Below are 19052 nucleotides of genomic sequence, written 5' to 3'. Positions count from 1 at the left end.
CCCTTATTTCTTCACCAGCGTCGCCACCGCTTCCACATGCGGCGACCACAGGAACTGGTCGATGGGCGTGACGCGCTGGATGCGATAGCCGCCCTTCAGCAGAATGGCGAGATCGCGGGCGAGCGTCACCGGGTTACACGACACGGCAACCACCCTTTCCACCTTGGACTTAGCCAGTTCCTGCGCCTGTTCTTCGGCACCCGCGCGCGGCGGATCGAAGACAACGGCGTTGTACGGCAGCAATTCCTTCGGCATCAGCGGACGGCGGAACAGATCGCGCCGTTCGACCGAGACAGGCTTCAAGCCCTGCACATGGCGCACGCCACGGTCGAGCGCCGCCAGAGCAGCCGCATCGCTTTCCACCGCATGCACAGCGCTTTTCTCTGCGATTCTCAGTGCAAACGTGCCGACGCCGCAGAAGAGATCAGCGACGCGCTTCGCCTTGCCGACATGGTTCAGCACCAACGCCGTCATGGTTTCCTCGGCTTCAGCCGTCGCTTGCAGGAAGCAGCCGGGCGGCACCGGAACCGGAACCTTGCCGAAATGGATCAGTGGCTTTTTCGGCTCGACGATGATTTCGCCCTCGTGCGAAAGACGCGCAAAGCCTTTCTTGATGACCAGCGCGGTCAGGGCGCGGCGCTGGTCGTCATCCAGCACACCGCAGCCGCTTGCCGCCAGATCGAGGCCGGATGCCGTCAGTGTTGCCGCCAGCTTGAACGGCTTGGAACCCGGCGCCAGCAAAGCGCCGACATCGCGCAGATCGTCGAGGCGCGCGATGATTTCCGGCACGGTGACCGGGCATTCGACAATATCGATAATTTCGTGGCTGAGATGGCGATTGAAGCCGAGCAGAACGCCCTTCTCGGTCTTGCGCACCGCAAAAACGGCCCGGCGGCGCGTATGCGGCGCGCAAGCCACCAGCGGTTCAACCTCTACGTCGATGCCCCTGCCCTTCAGGGCCGAGACCACCAGTTCGCGCTTCCAAAGGCGATAGGGTTCGTCCTGCCAGTGTTGCAGCGCACAACCGCCGCAGGCTTCGAAATGCTCGCAGGCCGGGTCCTGCCGTTCTGGCGAGGCTTCCAGCAAGGCCATCAGTGTCGCGCGGTTCTTGTCGCGCGCCACATTGGCCACTTCGCCCGGCAGGGTGAAAGGCACATAAATCTGACCATCGGGAAGATTGGCGACGCCATCGCCGCCCGCACCAATCGAGCGGATTGTTAACTGCGTCGTCATCGGTCCTTCTTTCCTGCCAAGAGATATTCACGATTGCCATCGCCGCCTTCAATGGGTGACGGGCAAAGACCGAGCGCGCGCCAGCCGGGCTGCGTCTCAAGCCAGAGTTTGAGTTCTTCTGCGATGCGTTCGCCGTCTGCCGGGTGGCGCAAAATGCCGCCCTTGCCGATGGCTTCACGTCCTGCCTCGAATTGCGGCTTTACGAGAAGCGCGCAGATAGCATCTTTTTGCGCAAAGGCCAATGCCGGGGGCAAAGCCAGCTTCAGCGAGATGAAACTGACATCCGAAACAACGCAATCAATATCGCGTCCGTCGAGATGGGCCAATTCCAGCGCGCGGGCGTTGACGCCTTCCTTGTTGGTGACGCGAGCGTCGGCGCGCAGGCTGTCATGCAACTGATCGTGGCCGACATCGATGGCGATGACATGACTTGCGCCGCGTTCCAGAAGCACCTGTGTAAAACCACCAGTCGATGCACCGATATCGAGCGCGGTGCGCCCCTTCACATCGAGATCGAAATGATCGAGCGCCGCAATCAGCTTGAGCGCCGCGCGCGAGACATAGGCGCTGGCCGGATCGTCCACCGTGATCGCCGCGTTGTGGGCAACCGTCTGGCCCGGCTTGGTGACGGCTTTGCCATCCACCTTGACCGTGCCGCGCTGGATCGCATCGCGAGCGCGCGAGCGCGTGGCGAACAATCCGCGTTCCACCAGCAACTGATCAAGGCGCGCCCTGAAATCAGGCACGGAACGGTGTCGCGATATCTTCGCGGCCAAGCGCCGAAAAGACCGTATGCACGATACCGGCACGGTCGAGACCGGCGCTGGCATACATCGCATCCGGCTTGCCGTGATCCTGATATAGATCGGGCAGCGTCAGCGCACGAACCTTGAGGCCACGATCCAGCAAACCATCGGTGGCGAGGAATTGCAGCACATGCGAGGCAAAGCCGCCTACCGCACCCTCTTCGACCGTCACCAGCACTTCATGCTCACGGGCGAGACGACGGATGAGATCGTGATCGAGCGGCTTGGCAAAGCGCGCATCAGCAACTGTCGTCGAAAGTCCGGCAGCGCCCAGTTCATCGGCGGCGGCAAGGCATTCCTGCAACCGCGTCCCGAAGGATAGCAGCGCCACTTTGGTGCCTTCGCGCACGATGCGGCCCTTGCCGATTTCCAGCACCGAGCCGCGCTCCGGCAGATCGACGCCAACGCCGTCGCCGCGCGGATAGCGGAAGGAAATCGGGCTTTCGTCATATTCGGCGGCAGTGCGCACCATATGGCGCAGTTCAGCCTCGTCGGAAGCCGCCATAACGACAAACCCCGGCAGAGCCGCGAGGAAACCCGTATCGAAGGAGCCTGCATGAGTGGCACCATCGGCACCCACCAGACCGGCGCGATCGATGGGGAAGCGAACCGGAAGGTTCTGGATCGACACATCATGCACGACCTGATCGTAACCACGCTGCAGGAAGGTCGAGTAAATAGCGCAGAACGGCTTGAAGCCCTCGCTGGCGAGACCAGCTGCAAATGTGACGGCGTGCTGTTCGGCAATGCCCACATCGAAGGTGCGCTGCGGAAAAACTTCACCGAAGAGATCAAGCCCGGTGCCGGTCGGCATGGCGGCGGTGATGGCCACGATCTTGTCGTCGTGACGCGCTTCCTCGATCAGGCTCGTGCCGAAAATCTTGGTATAGCTCGGCGCATTTGCGGGCGGCTTCGCCTGCTTGCCGGTGATGACATCGAACTTGTTGACGCCATGATATTTGTCGGCAGCAGCCTCCGCAGGCGCGTAGCCCTTGCCCTTCTGCGTCACCACATGGATCAGCACCGGGCCTTTTTGCGTGTCACGAACATTTTTCAGCACGGGCAGAAGATGGTCGAGATTATGCCCGTCGATAGGCCCGACATAATAGAAGCCCAGCTCTTCGAACAGCGTGCCGCCGGTGAAGAATGCGCGGGCATATTCTTCCGACTTGCGCGCCTTGTCCTGAAGGAATTTCGGCAGTTTCTGCGCTACCTGCTTGGCGGCTTCGCGGACGCTGCGATAGGTGCGGCCCGAAACGAGGCGCGCCAGATAGGCGCTCATCGCGCCGGTCGGCGGCGCAATCGACATGTCGTTGTCGTTGAGGATCACGATCAGCCGCGCATCCAGCGCACCGGCATTGTTCATCGCTTCATAGGCCATGCCCGCCGACATGGAGCCATCGCCGATGACGGCAATGACATTGCGCTTTTCGCCGGAAAGATCGCTGGCCACCGCCATGCCGAGACCGGCGGAAATCGACGTCGAGGAATGCGCCGCGCCGAATGGATCATATTCGCTCTCGGAACGCTTGGTAAAACCGGACAAGCCGCCTTCCTGCCGCAGCGTGCGGATGCGGTCGCGACGACCGGTCAGGATCTTGTGCGGATAGGCCTGATGGCCAACATCCCAGATGATGCGGTCATGCGGCGTATCGAAAACATGGTGCAGCGCGACCGTCAGCTCGACCACGCCCAGCCCCGCGCCCAGATGTCCGCCCGTGGTGGACACGGCGTCGATCAGCTCGGCGCGCAGTTCTGCCGTCAGTTGCGGCAGGTCCTGCTCCGGCAATGCGCGCAGGCGATCCGGGGTCGGCGCCTTGTCGAGCAACGGGGTGTTGGGTCGGGACATCGAAACAACCTGTCTTTGGGATTATCTGGATTGGTCGTCGGTATAGCAGCATCGCGGCCAGATCAAGAAGCACAGGCCGATCTGGGCCAATATGCCCAAGCTAGCACGATAAGGCTATCATTCAGGCAAAGGTATGAAATCCTGTTCGTCGCCCGGCACGATATCGAAACGACCTGTGCGCCATTCTTCCTTGGCCTGCTCGATGCGCTCCTTGGAGGATGAAACGAAATTCCACCAGATGTAACGTTTCGAGCCAAGCGCCGCACCGCCGAAAAGCATGATATGCGCGCCTTCAGGCCCGGCCTGCACGACGATATCGTCACCGGGGCGGAAGGCCAGAAGCCGGTCGGGCGGAAACACTTCGCCGCCAATGCCCACATTGCCGCTCAGCGTATAGATCGCGCGTTCTTCCGCTGTCGGCGGGATGGGAAAACGGCCATGCGGCTTGATGCGGATATCGGCATAAAGCGTATCGGCATGCTGGATGACCGGCGATTTCAGCCCATGCATCGAACCTATGATCAGGCGACCGTCAAATTCGGGATCCGTCATCAACGGCAGATCGGGCGCATTGGTATGATAGAAATGCGGGTCGATTTCTTCCAGCGCGTCGGGCAGCGCCAGCCATGTCTGCACGCCGGAAATCGAGAGCGGCCCATTGCGTTCTTCTTCGGGCGAGCGCTCCGAATGCACAATGCCGCGCCCCGCCGTCATGAGGTTCACATCGCCGGGGCGCACCACCATTTCCGTGCCGAGACTGTCGCGGTGACGGATGTGACCGTCAAACAGATAGGTCACCGTCGAAAGGCCGATATGCGGATGCGGGCGCACGTCGAGCGCATCGCCATCGCGCAGCACTGCCGGCCCCATGCGGTCGAAGAAGATGAACGGCCCCACCAGCCTGCGGCGAACGGTCGGCAGTGCGCGGCGCACTTCCAGCCCGCCAATGTCGCTTGTGCGCGGAATTACCAGCGTCTCAATCGCATCCACTGTCGTCTTGTCGCCAAGCACCGGATCGGGACAGGGGAAAAAGCTCATGAGACATCCTTTCCAACCGGATCAGCCGCAAAACCAGCCGATCAAATCTGTTCAAAACAAAACCGCACCGGCAGGCCGGTGCGGTCCGCATTCATCAATATGGCGCTAGCTCCACGCTTTTCCAGAGCCGCATTATCCTACGCATCGAAGCGGGATCAGAAATCAGTCCAGTGGACTGATTTCCCCGCGTAGGCGCTACGCACTTTTGCTGGAAACAGCTTTTTCCTACGCATTATCCTACGCAAAACCGCTACGCACTTTTGCTGGAAATGCTTTAGCGACCCTGCAACAGCTTGGAAAGCGCGTTGGTGTCCGGCACCTGACCGTTGGCGGTCAGCTTGTCCACCAGACCCGGCAACACCTGCGAAAGCTGGTTCAGCAATTCCTGCTGGTCAATGCCTGCATGCTGGGCAATTTCGCTAAGCGTCTTCTGGCCAATAGCATCGCCAAGCTGGCCCGGCTCGATGGGGTGGTTCTGCCCCTGGCCGACCCAAGATTCAACCTTTTCACCAAGACCTGCCTGGTTCAGTTGTTCCAGCAGGCCGCCAAGGCCACCGCTGAGCGGACCCGGCGCGGAAGGTGCTGCCGATGCGTTGCCCGCAGCAGCGCCACCAAGCAGGCCACCAAGCCCGCCGAGAATGCCACCGAGCAATCCACCACCAAGCCCGCCAGCCTGACCCGCAGACGGTGCAGCCGAAGCATTACCGGCAGCGCCGCCGCCAAGCAGGCCACCGAGAAGATCGCCCAAGCCGCCGCCAGCCTGAGACTGGTCAGGCACCGGCTGCGCCTGCGTCGGTGCGGGTTCTTCCTTGCTGCCGCCGAGCATCTTGCCAACCAGCAACGCGCCAAGTGCAATCATGATTGGCTTGGCAAGACTGCCGCCGGGGATCGGCGAACCGTTTGAGTTATCGTCGTAACTACCCATGACGCAATACTCCCTGTTATCCCATGCAGCTTGACGTGCATGCGGTAAGTTGAAGTTAAAACGATTTCTCGTTTTGACAAGCATATTAACTTGCCTCTGCGCAATAAATATGAAAATTTTCCGCGAGCGCGAAACAAATGTTTATCTGCGCTTCGGGAGATATAAGATGTCTGTAATAAGCTGGATCATACTCGGCCTGATTGCTGGCTTCGTCGGCAGCAAAATCGTTAATAAAAGCGGTCAAGGCGTCTTCTTTGACATCGCATTGGGTATTGTCGGCGCAATCGTCGGCGGCGTGCTTTCATCTTCACTGTTCGGGCGCGGCGTCACCGGCGCATTCGATCCGATCAGCCTTATCATCGCCATTGTCGGCGCAGTCATCGTGCTTTGGGCCTATCACGCCATCACCGGCAAACGTTCTATCGGCTGATATTTTGATTTATATGTTTCCGGCTCCGGTCCGCGCCGGAGCCGTTTGCGTTTCAGGACCAGCGGTTTCTCAGCAAAGATGTTGAATTTATGAGCTTTCTCGAACCCTACATCACAGCCTATGGCGCGTTGGCGCTGTTCGTCATCGTCTATTTCGAGTCGTTCGGCGCGCCGCTTCCCGGCGAAAGCGCGCTGATCGCAAGCTCGCTTCTGGCGCTGCATGGCACACTGAATATCGAAGCCGTGCTGCTGGCGGTGTTTATCGGCGCGGTGCTGGGCGATTGCACCGGCTATCTGATCGGGCATTTCGGCGGGCGCAAGCTGATCCTGCGCTATGGCCATCTGGTCAAGCTCACGCCGGAAAGGCTCGATCAATTTGAAAAGCTGTTCGACAGCAAGGGGTTTTATGTGGTCGCGACGGCGCGCTTCGTCGTGCTGTTGCGCCAGCTCAACGGCATTGTCGCGGGCTCCATGAATATGAACCCGCTGCATTTTCTGGCTGCAAATGTGATCGGCGCTGCCGGGTGGACGCTCTGCTGGGGCCTTGGCCCCTATTTGCTGAGCGGCGTGCTCGCGCCCTATGTCTCTCAACTCAGGGCGCTGTTCTAACTATTCCGCGTCGAGCGGTTCCGTGCCGACAGGCTGACCATCGCGGCCGATGCGGATTTTTTCGACCTTGTCTTCCGCCGATTTCAGCAGCGTGTCGCAATGCTTCTTCAGCGCTTCGCCGCGCTCATAGATGCGAATGGATTCTTCCAGCGGCACATCGCCCCGCTCCAGATCGTCGACGATCTTTTCAAGCTGCTTGAGGGCATCCTCGAAGCTCATGACCGCAATATCGGCGTTGGACGGTTCGGTTACCATGATTCATCCTTTCAACAGCCGCGTAATATGCGTAGATGCGGACTGCGACAAGCCCTCTAGATCATATCCACCCTCCAGCACACTCACGAGCCGGTGATCGCAGAAGCGTTCCGCCCGTTCCATGAGTTTGCCGGTCGCCCAGTCGAAGTCCGCCTCGTCGAGATTGATCTCGGCCAGCGGATCGCGAAAATGAGCATCGAAGCCAGCCGAAATAAGGATCAAATCTGGCCGGAAGTTGTCCAAAGCGGGCAATACGCGACTATTAAATGCTTCGCGAAATTCGCGGCTGCCCGTATTGGGTGATAGCGGCGCATTGACGATATTGCCGACGCCGGTTTCATCCTTCGCGCCCGTGCCGGGATAGAGCGGAAACTGATGCGTGGAGCAGAACAGAACGCTTGGATCGTCCTGAAAAATATCCTGCGTTCCGTTGCCATGATGCACGTCCCAATCGATGATGGCGACCCGCTCGGCACCGTGTCGGCGCTGCGCATGACGAGCCGCAATGGCAATCGAATTGAACAGGCAAAAGCCCATGGCGCGCTCACGCTCGGCATGGTGGCCTGGGGGGCGTGCAGCGACAAAGCCGTTGCTGGCGGCGCCTGAAAACACGTCATCCACCGCGCCCATCGTTGCGCCGATGGCGGTGAGCGCTGCCTCCATGCTTTTCGGGCTGACATAGGTGTCGCCGTCGAGCTTCACGACGGGCTGCGGCGCTTCTTCATCCTCGACCGGCTCCGGGATTTTGGCGCGCACCGCGTCAAGATGCTCTTCCGGATGGGCGAGAAGGATCGTGTCTGCGCTCGCCTTCGATGCCTCGACCCGGTCGAGCCGGTAGAAATCCGGCTCTTCCAGCTCGCTCATCAGCGCGCGAATGCGATCCGGGCGCTCGGGGTGCCCGGACGGTGTCAGATGTTCCAGATAAATCGGATGCCAGTAAAGCCGTGTCGTCATGCGCGTATGATAGCATTGATAGCTTAAGCGACTATGACGACCATGATATTTTTATCAATGAACTTTCAAATCGGAGTTGGCTTCACTATTACCTTAATATTGGTCACAGTGAAAGGATCAACTCCGGTAGGAGAATAAGAACACTCAATAGTTGCATATAGCTCATCGTGGGATGAGCCAAAGTTTGGCTGATACCAATTCGATTCCACTGTGAATTCAAATTTCCCATCATCGTTGGATAAAACACTACTCCCCTCGTCAATAGTAATTAATTCTTTTTGACAGTGAACAAAAAGAAGAACCTTCCCTTTAAACCCAGCCCCATTATTTGTAAGAGAACCTTTAACCTTTTTTGTATCGTATGAATCCATAATTAGAATTCCAAGCGGCAAATCATCGATCTCTAAGCCATAACCATCCATATTATCACCTCAATATTAAATTATAACTATTTTAGGGCTTCATGATAAAAAAATAACTTATCTGGCATAACTGGAGTTGTTTACAGTATCAATACATAGCTACTTTAAATATTAACAAGGAATTCATTAAATATCGAATTGTTATAGATAATTACAAAAATAAAATCGCGACGCCAATCGAAATTAGCATCGCAATCCGATCTGTTCGGGATGTTACGTGAGTCTTCAGATAATCTCGGTGCGGGCAATGCCGATGCCGAAACCTTCGAGGCCGACATAGTGACGCTCGCGCGAGGCCAGCAGCACGATGGAGGTGATGCCCAGATCTTTGAGGATCTGCGCGCCAAGGCCGATCTGCCGCCATTCTTCTTCACGGGCGCGGGCTTCCGCATGGCTTTCATGCTCGCCTGGCAGATTATCGCGGGCGCGCGCATCGTGATGATCGGCGCGAACACCGACCGAACCTTCACGCAGATAGACCAGAACGCCCCGGCCTTCCTTGCCCATGCGCTCCATGATCGCGTCGAGATTGCTGCCGCCCTTGCCGAACACGTCGTTCAGCACGTCTTCGCGATGCAGGCGCACCGGCACTTCCTCCCCATCGCGAATATCGCCGAACACCACCGCCACATGCTGCATCGGCTCCCATGGCAGTTCGTAAGTGTAGGCGTGGGCATTGCCAGCGCAGGTCTTGATCGCCGCATCGCCGACACGCTTGACCAGCGTTTCCTTGCGCTGACGATAGGCGATGAGGTCTGCCACCGTCACGCGGTGCAGCGAATGTTTTTCGGCGAAAGCGGTCACATCGGGGCCGCGCATGACCGAGCCGTCATCATTGACCAGTTCGCAGATGACGCCGATGGGCGGCAGATTGGCGAGCTTGCAAAGATCGACGGCAGCTTCGGTGTGGCCCGAGCGCATCAAAACGCCGCCTTCGCGCGCGATCAGCGGGAAAATATGACCGGGACGCACAAAATCATCCGCACCTGCATTCGGGTTCGCCAGATTGCGCGCCGTCAGCGTGCGGTCTTCGGCCGAAATACCGGTGGTCGTACCATGGCGATAATCAACCGTGACCGTGAAAGCGGTGGTGTGGGCGGATTCATTCTCGGCGACCATCGGCGCGAGATTGAGGCGCTTCGCTTCCTCACGTGGCATCGGCGTGCAGACGATGCCCGATGTGTGGCGCACGATGAAGGCCATCTTTTCCGGCGTGCAATGCACGGCGGCAACGATCAGGTCGCCTTCGTTCTCGCGGCCATCATCGTCCATGACGACGACGATTTCGCCGCGCTCGAAAGCGCGCAATGCATCCACAACCTGCTTCTGATTATAGCTCATCGACATACACCTCTGTTAAATCCGTCCGGTCTGGCCCCGTTTTATCAGACGCGGCCAGTCTGGCCGCGGTGACGCAGATAATGATCCGCAATGGCGCAAGCGACCATCGCCTCGCCAATCGGCACGGCGCGGATGCCCACGCATGGATCGTGACGTCCCTTGGTCATCACGTCCACTTCCTTGCCGTCCTTGTCGATGGAGCGGCGCGGCGTCAAAATGGAAGACGTCGGCTTGACCGCAAAGCGCGCCACCACCGGCGCGCCGGTGGCGATGCCCCCTAAAATGCCGCCGGCATGGTTGGACAGGAACAGCGGCGTGCCGTCATTGCCCATCCGCATTTCATCGGCATTTTCTTCGCCGGTCAGGCGCGCAGCTTCAAAACCATTGCCGATTTCGACACCCTTCACGGCGTTGATCGACATCAGCAGGCTGGCAATATCCTGATCGAGCTTGCCATAGATCGGCGCGCCTATACCGGCGGGCACGCCCTCGGCCACGATCTCGATCACCGCGCCGACCGACGATCCGCTCTTGCGAATGCCGTCGAGATAATCCGCGAACAATTCGACCGACCCGGCATCCGGCGAGAAGAAAGGATTGTTGTCCACTTCCGACCAGTTCCAGCGGCGGCGGTCGATGCCGTGTACGCCCATGGCGACCAGCGCGCCCTTGACTTCAAGGCCCGGCACGATCTTGCGCGCAATGGCGCCAGCCGCCACACGGGCCGCCGTTTCCCGCGCCGACGAGCGGCCCCCGCCACGATAATCGCGAATGCCATATTTGACGTCATAGGTGTAATCGGCATGCCCCGGACGGTACTGGCGGGCGATCTCGCCATAATCCTTGGAGCGCTGATCGGTGTTTTCGATCATCATTGAGATGGGTGTGCCGGTGGAGGTCATGGTCACGCCGTCTTCGCCGAGAAGAACGCCGGATAGCACGCGCACCTGATCCGGCTCGCGACGCTGGGTGGTATATTTGGACTGACCCGGCTTGCGCTTGTCGAGATAGGACTGAATTTCAGCTTCGGTGAAGGTGATGCCGGGCGGGCACCCATCCACGACGCAACCCAGCGCCAGACCGTGGCTTTCGCCCCAGGTGGTTACGCGGAACAGATGACCAAAACTATTATGAGACATGCGCGACGCCTGACTAAAATGACCCCGGAGGCGAACCCTGACGGGCAGGATACCAGCTACTTCACCGGGCGTTTTATTGAGCTTTTCGGGATCGGTCAAATCATGGCCACCGCCGACCCGAAATTTCCTTCGGATCATCCCGTTCCGGTATTTTTTTTGACACATTCGACACGCTAGATTGAGGGCAACAAAGAGCAAGTCGCTAATAAACAAATGGCGACGTCGTGTCGATTCGGTGAAGTCTTGCTTCACGACAATGAAACCGGGCGAAAGAGCGGGCAAAGGAACGGAAAACCATGCAGTATCTGGTCGGATTGATCCTCATTCTCGCCTCGCTGTTTTCGACAGTCGCCATGGCCGACGATGCCGAAGGCAAGATCACGTCCATCAACAAGGATAGCGAAACGCTTTCACTCGATGACGGTAAGACTTACAAACTGCCGGGCGAATTCGATTACAGCGCCATCAACAAGGGCATGAAGGTCATCATCATCTACGATATGGTGGATAATACCCGCTTCATCACCGACATTCAGGAAGCGCCGTAAGCCGCAGACCAAAAACTGCCTTAAAGTGACTGCGGGCTATTATGACAATAAGTCCGCAGTCGCGAATAGCTTGCGTTAATCGATTTTCGAGAAATAGCTCACAAGGCGCTTCGCAGTTTCTCTAGCCAGATCATTATCATAGACAATGCCAAAACCCGCCGCACCCATTTGATGCCCGGAATGACGGTAACGATAGCCGACGTCATCATCAGGAACGTAAATCTTGCCGACGCGGTACGGCCACTTGAGTTCCAGACTGGCGGTATTCATCGGGCCAGACCTGTTATGACCGATTGTGACTGATTTTCCTTCGTTGGTCGTCAACTCCAACAGATCTACGAAACCACTGCTGTTACCGCTGATCTTGCTGAGATGGTCCCATTTGGTCGTTGAACAATCGAGCACTTTTTCACGAACCTGCATATCTCTCGGTCGTCCGAAATAACCCATTTGATCCTTATGGTTTTCATAGCAGACCATGAGACCTGTCGGCCGCACATGATAGGTATCGCTTTCGGCACTTTCCCCCAAAGTAACGGATTTTATCTTGTTGTCTTTCAATGCCGGGGTGATGGACTGACATATCGCCGGTCCCTTCATATTGTCCCCACCGTCGGACCATGGGATTTGGATAATGAGGCCGGGCAAAGCCAGATCAACCTCAATATCTTTTTTCTCCAGAAAAGCTTCAATATTCCATATCTGCAAATATACGATCGCACCGGCCTGGAAAAAATGATTTACTTTAAATAAGGAGTTATAATAATCAGCACTTCCTCCAGTTTCTAATGATTTTTTTATATAATCATCATGCTTTATTTTTACGGAAGAAATGTATTTCTTTGAACAATCTATCAGGTCTCTGAGAGCTCTTTTTTCATACTCGATATTCCCATCGCTAATGGAAACTTTAGCTCCGTTGTGAATAACTTCCAATCGAAATGCGATGATAATATTGACTAAAGCACAATAGGCCGGAGAAAAGAAATACTCATATCTATGGCCTTTCAGTTCAAAGTTTTTTTCCAATCCTATAAAATATGCTGTGTAGGTGTTATATAATTTTTGAGCTTGTTCCTTGTCTCCCGCGTTGAGCACCTCGGAAAAGCTTCTGACCTTATCGCCGCATTCGGCAATTTTACCCTGCAATACACCCCACTGGCTCTGGTCGATCTCTTCACCAACGAGCGTCTGAACCTCCTGCTTGATCTGGGCCCAGACATCCGGCGCGTCTTTTGGCCAGAAGGTCTTCACGAGCGTCTTTAACAGAGACCCGACGACAGGAACGAAGCCTGCAAAAAAGGCCAGTATATCTCTTGCCGCATCCAAAGGATCTACATCGAATCCAAGTTCAACGCGCGCAGGTACACCATTTTTCAACAGCAATTCCGGCATTCGAAAAATCTCCAAATATAAATTTTGAAATCAAATCAATAACACAGGATATCCCTTCCGTTTTACCGCAAGAAATATAAAGATAACGACCGATATGTCGTACTAAATAATTATCAAATTTATTTATTTTGTCGTCAATTATAACTGTATGAACGCAAGAAAATACCCGATTTTATTCTCGGGTAACTTTACAGATCAAACCCACTCCAGCTTGCCGTTTTCGAACTTCAGAATCTTGTCCTGCGGGATGGAGAGATTGGCGGCCTCATGGCCGTCGAGATCACCATAGAGATAAAACAATGTGCGAATGCAGCCGCCATGCGTGACGCAAACGGTTGGCCATTCCACGGCCTCCACCCAGCGGCCAATGCGCTGCGACAGGCTCATATAGCTTTCCGCAGTCGTGCCCGGCGGCACGAAATTCCACTTGTCGCGGGCGCGCGCTTCCACCAGATCATTCCGCTCCCTGGCGATATCTTCCATCATGAAGCCCTGCCAGTCGCCGAAATTCACTTCCATCAACTGCGGATCGGTGCGGAAATCATAAGGGTCAAGACCCATGCGCAACCGGATGCGTTCCATCGTTTCGCGCGTGCGGCGCAGCGGGCTTGCCACGAAATCGAAGCCCGCGCCGTCGCCGATCAGCGATTTCAGCATATCGCCGTTGCGATCAGCCTGGGTGCGTCCATGGGCGTTGATGTCGATATCCAGCTGCCCCTGAATGCGCTGCGAAACATTCCAGTCTGTTTCGCCGTGACGCGAAAAGTAGATGATCTCCCGGGCCAAAGCCTTACCTCTAAAGCGTTGCCAGTCGAAAACAGCTGTCGAAGCCGTTCCGGCTGTTCTTCTCGAAATTAGGGATAACTTTCCCGGTCCGGGAAAGACAAAGAAAAATCCCGAAAAGCGTCTCAACTTTTCGGGATTTCAAAAGGATCGTATCAGTCCTTGACGACTGAAATGTCCGGCGCGTCCACCGCCTTCATACCGATGACGTGGTAACCGCTATCGGCGTGGTGCACTTCACCCGTCACCGAACGCGACAGGTCGGAGAGGAAGTAGAGGCCGACATCGCCCACTTCCTCGATGGTCACGGTACGGCGCAGCGGCGCATTGTACTCGTTCCACTTGAGAATATAGCGGAAATCGCCGATGCCCGAAGCGGCCAGCGTCTTGATCGGGCCTGCCGAAATCGCGTTGACGCGGATGTTCTGCGGGCCGAGATCGACGGCGAGATACTTTACGCTTGCTTCGAGTGCAGCCTTGGCAACGCCCATGACGTTGTAATTCGGCATGACCTTCTCGGCGCCGTAATAGGTCAGCGTCAGGATCGACCCGCCATCAGCCATCAGCTTTTCCGCGCGGCGGGCAACTGCCGTCAACGAATAGACCGAAATCAGCATCGTATTGGTGAAATTGGCTTCCGACGTATCGAGGTAGCGGCCGGTCAGTTCGTCCTTGTCGGAGAAACCGATGGCGTGCACCAGAAAGTCGATCTTGCCCCACTTCTTCTCAAGCGCGTCAAAAACAGCGTCGATGCTCGCGGCATCCGCCACGTCGCAATGACCGGCAACAAAAGCGCCAAGTTCTTCGGCAAGCGGCTCGACGCGCTTCTTCAATGCATCGCCCTGATAGGTGAATGCGAGTTCTGCGCCGGCATCGCGGGCGGCCTTGGCAATGCCCCAGGCGATGGAGCGGTTGTTGGCCACGCCCAGAATCAATCCACGCTTGCCCTGCAACAAACCAGACTGTGCGGTCATTAAGGGTCCTCATTGAAAAACTATAAACTTGTTGCCCTATCGCACAGGCTTGCATCACCTTCAAGCAATTGCAGCGAAAAAGCCGGGCATTGTCACTTTACTGCCGCAAAGCTACAACACCCGGCCCGCATTTTGGCCCGCGTGACCACAGAAAAAACAGTTCTGATCGATTGAAAAGCAATTCAATCGATCAGAATCGCATCAATTCTTATTGTGTGGCCTTATTGCCTCCCAAAGCGATTTTTCGCTTCGGGAGAACAATATCAGCCTTCGCGGCGCTTCTGAAGGAATTCTTCCAGTTCCTTGTCACCGCCCTCCGGCAGCATGATGCGGATATGAACATAAAGGTCGCCGCGCCCGCCCGCTTTCAGCGGCAGGCCCTTTTCCTTCAGGCGCAGCACCCGATCCGAACTCGACCAGGCGGGAACCTTCACCGCAATACGCCCATCAAGCGTCTCGACCTCTTCCTTGCCGCCAAGGGCTGCAACGCTGAGATTGACCGGCAAATCCACATGCACGTCGCGCCCTTCAAGACGGAAACGCGGATGCGGCTTGAAGCGGATCGTCACAAGCGCATCGCCGGGCGTTCCGCCCATCAGCGGCTCGCCTTGCCCTTTCAAGCGGATGGTCTGGCCATCCTCGACATATTTCGGCAGCTTGATGTTGAGATGCTTGCCATTCGGGAAAATCGCCTCGACCTTCTCCGCGCCTGCCGCTTGCGACAGGGTCACGTCGATGGATGCGGACAGATCTTGGCCCTTGGCACTGCCGCCCGCGCGGCCACGCTGCCGTCCGCCGCCGCCAAAAGCACCGCCGAACAAATCGTTCAGAATGTCTTCTGCGCCGCTGAAGCCGCCGCCCTGACCGCCGGGACCGGAACGGAATTCGAAATGGCTATTGCCGCCGCCCTGGCGGAAGCCCGCAAACGGATCGCCATGTGCACCGCCGAAACCACCGCCGCCCTGGAAACCCTGAAACAAGGGCTTGCCTTCGGCATCGATCTCGCCACGGTCGAACTGACCGCGCTTATCCTTGTCGCCGACGATTTCATAGGCCTGATTAACTTCCGCAAAGCGCTCCTGCGCCTTTGGATCATCCTGGTTCTGATCCGGATGGTGCTTTTTGGCCAGCTTGCGAAAGGCCGATTTTATTTCTTCGGGCTTCGCCGTTTTGGCGACGCCCAGCACGCTATAGGGATCGCGCATATAGTTCCTCATTCAGGAAAATGACTGTGAAGTCAGTGGTAAGACTCAATTGAGCCTAATATGCGCATCAGGCAAGAAAAGTTCCAGTCTGTACGGACGTCAGACTGCGCATATTGTCAAAGACTGAATCAAAAAGCGGCATGTGTGTGCGAAAATGGTGATTTTCGAGTACCGGAGCGGAGCGTACTATTCGTACGTGAGCACCGGAACGGAGAAGATTGCCATTTGCAGCCACACAGGACGACTTTTGGAACAGGCTCTCAGATTGGCGCGAAGGCCGTGACCGTCCACTGGCCGCCGCGCTGCATGCAGGTTTCACCGCGATAGATGGAAACGCCGTCAAAAGCTTCGCGTGAGGTTTCGAATTCACGGCAGAGCTGATCGTTCTTGTTGCTCTCGGCAACGGTCGTGATCGTGCCCTGGCTGCCAGTATCCGGATTGGTCCACGGCACCGGCTTCTTACCCCATTGCGTGAAGTTTAAAGCGGAAACCACGTTCTTGACTGTTGACTGATCGGAAAGCGTACTGGAATCCGGCACGGTCGGCTGCTGCACCGAACCGGTGATGGTGGTCGAATCAGGAACGGCCTTGTCGATGCTGACGCCACCCATGGCACAACCGGCCAGCGAAAACAGCGTCATGCCGATCACGGCATTGCGCAGGGCCGCAGCAAAATCAACGGCAGAGCGGATATGTTTCTGGTGACAGACAGTTCCAGCAGCCAAACGCTACGTCCTCAATTTTACACGCTATGGATGCAGCGATTATGGCGGTGGTGGGTTAACAAGCGATGAGCTGGCAAGGTAAACAAAACCATACCAATGCACAACAGCAACTCTGTGGGTTTCCTCAGCCGACGGGCAGAAAAATCCACGCCCATTCTTGTGATGCGGCATATGCATTCAACCCCGCCCCCCGTCCCTGTCCAGGAGGTGGACAAGACGCGTTTTATGGAGGAAGCTCGCGCCAGTTTTTCAGGTCGGGATTCCCGTTCCGACCCCGCCTATCACCACAATCATTCGAGAATAGTGGAAATGACCAGCTCAAGCGACGATTTCACCCTGTCTTCCCAGCCCTTCAAGCTTTTTGCGGAGTGGCTGGCCGATGCGGGCAAAACTGAACCGAACGATCCCAATGCCGTAGCGCTTGCCACCGTCGATCCCGATGGGCTGCCCAATGTGCGCATGGTGCTGCTGAAGGATTTCGACGAACACGGCTTTGTCTTCTACACCAATTACGAAAGCACCAAGGGGCAGGAAATCCTGTCTGCTGAAAAGGCTGCCATGTGCTTCCACTGGAAGACGCTGCGCCGTCAGGTGCGCGTGCGTGGGCCGGTTGAGAAAGTCAGCGATGCCGAAGCCGACGCTTATTACGCCTCGCGTCCACGCGGCAGCCGTATCGGCGCATGGGCCTCAAAACAGTCGCGCCCGCTGGAAAGCCGCTTCGCGCTGGAAAAATCGGTGGCGGAATATACCGCGAAATATGCCATCGGCGACATTCCACGCCCGCCACACTGGTCGGGCTTCCGTATTCGCCCGGTCTCAATCGAGTTCTGGCACGACCGCCCGTTCCGCCTGCACGACCGCGTCTTGTTTACCCGTCCCGTGCCGGAAGGGGACTGGAACAAGGACCGGCTTTATCCGTAAGATAAAGAAAAGCTGCTACGCCCCGCCCTCACCTTGAGGTGCGGAGCGTAGCGAAGCCTCGAAGGGGCGGCCCTTCGACAAGCTCAGGATGAGGGTCGCGCGTTTACGCCTGCCCCTCAATTACACAATCGGCTTGATCGCCACCCAGAGGCTGCCGAAAACGAGGCCGAGGAAGATCAGCCAGCCGACGATATTGTTCGACTTGAACAGTTTCAGGCACTGGTCGGGGTTGTCGATATCGAGCACGATAATCTGGCGGTAGAGATGTACGCCAGCGGCCAGCAATCCGGCCAGCGCCGGCATCGGCACCTGCGCCACCGCAAAAGCGGCGGCAAAGAAACCGATAGCGCCGCCATAAAGGATCATCAGTGCGGTCTTGGTGTGCTTCCCGAACAGGCGCGCCGTGGAACGCACGCCGACCAGCGCGTCGTCTTCCTTGTCCTGATGGGCGTAAATCGTGTCATAACCGATGGTCCACAGGATCGCGCCGATATAGAGCAGCGCCGGTGGCAATGAGAGCGATCCTTCGACCGCAGCCCAACCCATCAGCGCGCCCCATGAAAAGGCGAGACCCAGCACAAATTGCGGCCAGTCGGTAATGCGTTTCATGAAGGGATAGGCAGCGACGATCAAAAGCGAGAAAATGCCGAGCGCAATCGAAAACCAGTTGAATTGCAGCACCACGACAAGCCCGACCAGCGCTTGCAGGACGAGAAAGGCTTTGGCCTGACCGCGTGTCACCTGCCCGGCAGGCAGCGGGCGTGAACGGGTACGGTCCACCTGATCGTCGATATCCTGATCGACCAGATCATTATAGGTGCAGCCCGCGCCGCGCATGGCGATGGCGCCAACCAGAAACAGGAACAGGTGCCAGATCGACGGCATGACCGACCAGGCACCGTCACCGGGCTGCGCACCGGCACCCGCCACCAGTGCCGCCGACCACCAGCACGGCCACAACAGAAGCTGCCAGCCAATCGGGCGATCCCAGCGCGCAAGCTGCGCATAGGGCCACAGCGACTGCGGCAACAACTTATAGACCCAATGGCCCGATGGTGCATCTTTCACCCGTCCGCGTTCGTCGCGGGACTGGATACTTGAGCCTGTTTTCGACTGCTGCATGATCGATTCCGTTTCTAAAAAATAGACCCGTTCCGGCATTTTTCGTCGGAATCTGGCGCTTTGGCCTTGCCCGGAACAAGCAGGGGCAATAGAGAGCCGAAGTCAGTAAGTGTTTACTTATCTCAGACGTAGGGAGCAAGGCATGAAAGTTCTGTTGATCGGTTCGGGTGGTCGCGAGCACGCTCTGGCCTGGAAACTGTCCGCTTCTCCGTCACTAACAAAACTCTATTGCGCGCCGGGCAATCCTGGCATCGCGGAAGCCGCCGAACTGGTCGATATCGATGTCAGCGACCATAAGGCCGTGATTGCCTTCGCCAAGGATAAGGCCATCGATCTGGTCATCGTCGGACCGGAAGCGCCGCTGGTTGCAGGCCTTGCC

The 19052-nt window shown here is 57.1% G+C and carries 20 protein-coding genes and 1 pseudogene; 5 read left to right on the top strand and 16 right to left on the bottom strand.

Annotated elements, in window-relative coordinates; genetic code table 11:
* Window positions 1-3 precede the first annotated feature (3 nt).
* From HWD97_RS13515 to HWD97_RS13495, 5 genes are all read right to left on the bottom strand, one after another.
* Window positions 4-1233 (bottom strand): class I SAM-dependent RNA methyltransferase, encoded by a 1230-nt coding sequence (locus HWD97_RS13515; RefSeq protein ID WP_371835115.1) that lies wholly within the window; start codon window positions 1231-1233, stop codon window positions 4-6.
* On the bottom strand, window positions 1230-1979 hold the full coding sequence (locus tag HWD97_RS13510) for a TlyA family RNA methyltransferase (protein WP_371835114.1): 750 nt from the start codon (window positions 1977-1979) through the stop codon (window positions 1230-1232). Before HWD97_RS13510 ends, HWD97_RS13515 begins: the two co-directional genes overlap by 4 nt.
* Window positions 1972-3888, bottom strand: coding sequence for a 1-deoxy-D-xylulose-5-phosphate synthase (dxs, locus tag HWD97_RS13505; RefSeq protein ID WP_109368456.1), 1917 nt, complete (start codon window positions 3886-3888; stop codon window positions 1972-1974). Before dxs ends, HWD97_RS13510 begins: the two co-directional genes overlap by 8 nt.
* Window positions 3889-4005: 117 nt before the next feature.
* Window positions 4006-4926, bottom strand: coding sequence for a pirin family protein (locus HWD97_RS13500; protein WP_109368455.1), 921 nt, complete (start codon window positions 4924-4926; stop codon window positions 4006-4008).
* A gap of 274 nt (window positions 4927-5200) precedes the next feature.
* Window positions 5201-5851, bottom strand: a complete 651-nt coding sequence (locus tag HWD97_RS13495; RefSeq protein WP_109368453.1) for a YidB family protein — start codon at window positions 5849-5851, stop codon at window positions 5201-5203.
* A 166-nt stretch (window positions 5852-6017) separates the two neighbouring features.
* Between HWD97_RS13495 and HWD97_RS13490 the strand changes: the two genes are divergently transcribed.
* Window positions 6018-6281: a GlsB/YeaQ/YmgE family stress response membrane protein gene (locus HWD97_RS13490; protein ID WP_109370181.1), complete on the top strand. Its 264-nt coding sequence runs from the start codon at window positions 6018-6020 to the stop codon at window positions 6279-6281.
* Between the two features lie 89 nt (window positions 6282-6370).
* Window positions 6371-6889 carry a DedA family protein gene (locus HWD97_RS13485; protein WP_109368452.1) on the top strand — a complete coding sequence of 173 codons (519 nt, stop codon included), beginning with the start codon at window positions 6371-6373 and terminating at the stop codon, window positions 6887-6889.
* On the opposite strand, the gene HWD97_RS13480 is transcribed toward HWD97_RS13485, so the two are convergent.
* The 5 genes from HWD97_RS13480 to aroC all read right to left on the bottom strand — a co-directional run bounded on the left by HWD97_RS13480 (window position 6890) and on the right by aroC (window position 11000).
* Window positions 6890-7144 (bottom strand): exodeoxyribonuclease VII small subunit, encoded by a 255-nt coding sequence (locus HWD97_RS13480; protein ID WP_078338030.1) that lies wholly within the window; start codon window positions 7142-7144, stop codon window positions 6890-6892.
* Window positions 7145-7147: 3 nt separating this feature from the next.
* On the bottom strand, window positions 7148-8098 hold the full coding sequence (locus HWD97_RS13475; RefSeq protein WP_171316533.1) for a histone deacetylase family protein: 951 nt from the start codon (window positions 8096-8098) through the stop codon (window positions 7148-7150).
* Between the two features lie 65 nt (window positions 8099-8163).
* A complete protein-coding gene (locus tag HWD97_RS13470; RefSeq protein ID WP_171316536.1) occupies window positions 8164-8520 on the bottom strand; it encodes a hypothetical protein in 357 nt (118 codons plus the stop codon).
* 225 nt (window positions 8521-8745) lie between these two features.
* Window positions 8746-9861, bottom strand: a complete 1116-nt coding sequence (gene ribB / locus HWD97_RS13465; RefSeq protein WP_109370180.1) for a 3,4-dihydroxy-2-butanone-4-phosphate synthase — start codon at window positions 9859-9861, stop codon at window positions 8746-8748.
* Window positions 9862-9905: 44 nt separating this feature from the next.
* A complete protein-coding gene (gene aroC / locus HWD97_RS13460; RefSeq protein WP_171316539.1) occupies window positions 9906-11000 on the bottom strand; it encodes a chorismate synthase in 1095 nt (364 codons plus the stop codon).
* A 296-nt stretch (window positions 11001-11296) separates the two neighbouring features.
* Between aroC and HWD97_RS13455 the strand changes: the two genes are divergently transcribed.
* Window positions 11297-11548 (top strand): DUF1344 domain-containing protein, encoded by a 252-nt coding sequence (locus HWD97_RS13455; RefSeq protein WP_109368449.1) that lies wholly within the window; start codon window positions 11297-11299, stop codon window positions 11546-11548.
* Between the two features lie 75 nt (window positions 11549-11623).
* Here the strand turns inward: HWD97_RS13455 and HWD97_RS13450 are convergent, their stop codons facing one another.
* The 5 genes from HWD97_RS13450 to HWD97_RS13430 all read right to left on the bottom strand — a co-directional run bounded on the left by HWD97_RS13450 (window position 11624) and on the right by HWD97_RS13430 (window position 16630).
* Complete coding sequence (locus HWD97_RS13450) at window positions 11624-12943, bottom strand: insecticidal delta-endotoxin Cry8Ea1 family protein (RefSeq protein ID WP_171316542.1); 1320 nt, start codon at window positions 12941-12943, stop codon at window positions 11624-11626.
* A gap of 195 nt (window positions 12944-13138) precedes the next feature.
* On the bottom strand, window positions 13139-13729 hold the full coding sequence (locus tag HWD97_RS13445) for a histidine phosphatase family protein (RefSeq protein ID WP_121537335.1): 591 nt from the start codon (window positions 13727-13729) through the stop codon (window positions 13139-13141).
* A gap of 152 nt (window positions 13730-13881) precedes the next feature.
* Entirely contained in the window at window positions 13882-14700 is an 819-nt protein-coding gene (gene fabI / locus HWD97_RS13440; RefSeq protein ID WP_109368447.1) for an enoyl-ACP reductase FabI, read from the bottom strand.
* Between the two features lie 263 nt (window positions 14701-14963).
* Window positions 14964-15905 carry a DnaJ C-terminal domain-containing protein gene (locus HWD97_RS13435; RefSeq protein ID WP_171316544.1) on the bottom strand — a complete coding sequence of 314 codons (942 nt, stop codon included), beginning with the start codon at window positions 15903-15905 and terminating at the stop codon, window positions 14964-14966.
* A 260-nt stretch (window positions 15906-16165) separates the two neighbouring features.
* Window positions 16166-16630: an RT0821/Lpp0805 family surface protein gene (locus tag HWD97_RS13430; protein WP_371830798.1), complete on the bottom strand. Its 465-nt coding sequence runs from the start codon at window positions 16628-16630 to the stop codon at window positions 16166-16168.
* Between the two features lie 309 nt (window positions 16631-16939).
* On the opposite strand from HWD97_RS13430, the gene pdxH reads away from it, so the two are divergent.
* Window positions 16940-17551 (top strand): pyridoxamine 5'-phosphate oxidase, encoded by a 612-nt coding sequence (gene pdxH / locus HWD97_RS13425; protein WP_171316546.1) that lies wholly within the window; start codon window positions 16940-16942, stop codon window positions 17549-17551.
* Window positions 17552-17671: 120 nt separating this feature from the next.
* On the opposite strand, the gene ubiA is transcribed toward pdxH, so the two are convergent.
* Window positions 17672-18673, bottom strand: a complete 1002-nt coding sequence (gene ubiA / locus HWD97_RS13420) for a 4-hydroxybenzoate octaprenyltransferase (RefSeq protein ID WP_171316549.1) — start codon at window positions 18671-18673, stop codon at window positions 17672-17674.
* Window positions 18674-18815: 142 nt separating this feature from the next.
* Here ubiA and HWD97_RS13415 point away from each other — a divergent pair.
* Window positions 18816-19052, top strand: a pseudogene (locus HWD97_RS13415) (phosphoribosylamine--glycine ligase); the annotation flags it as partial.

The organism is Ochrobactrum sp. C6C9 (assembly GCF_022627935.1).
Taxonomy (GTDB): Bacteria; Pseudomonadota; Alphaproteobacteria; order Rhizobiales; family Rhizobiaceae; genus Brucella; species Brucella teleogrylli.
Note: the sequence above shows the minus strand (reverse complement) of the source record. Positions and strands in the feature narration are given on the sequence as shown.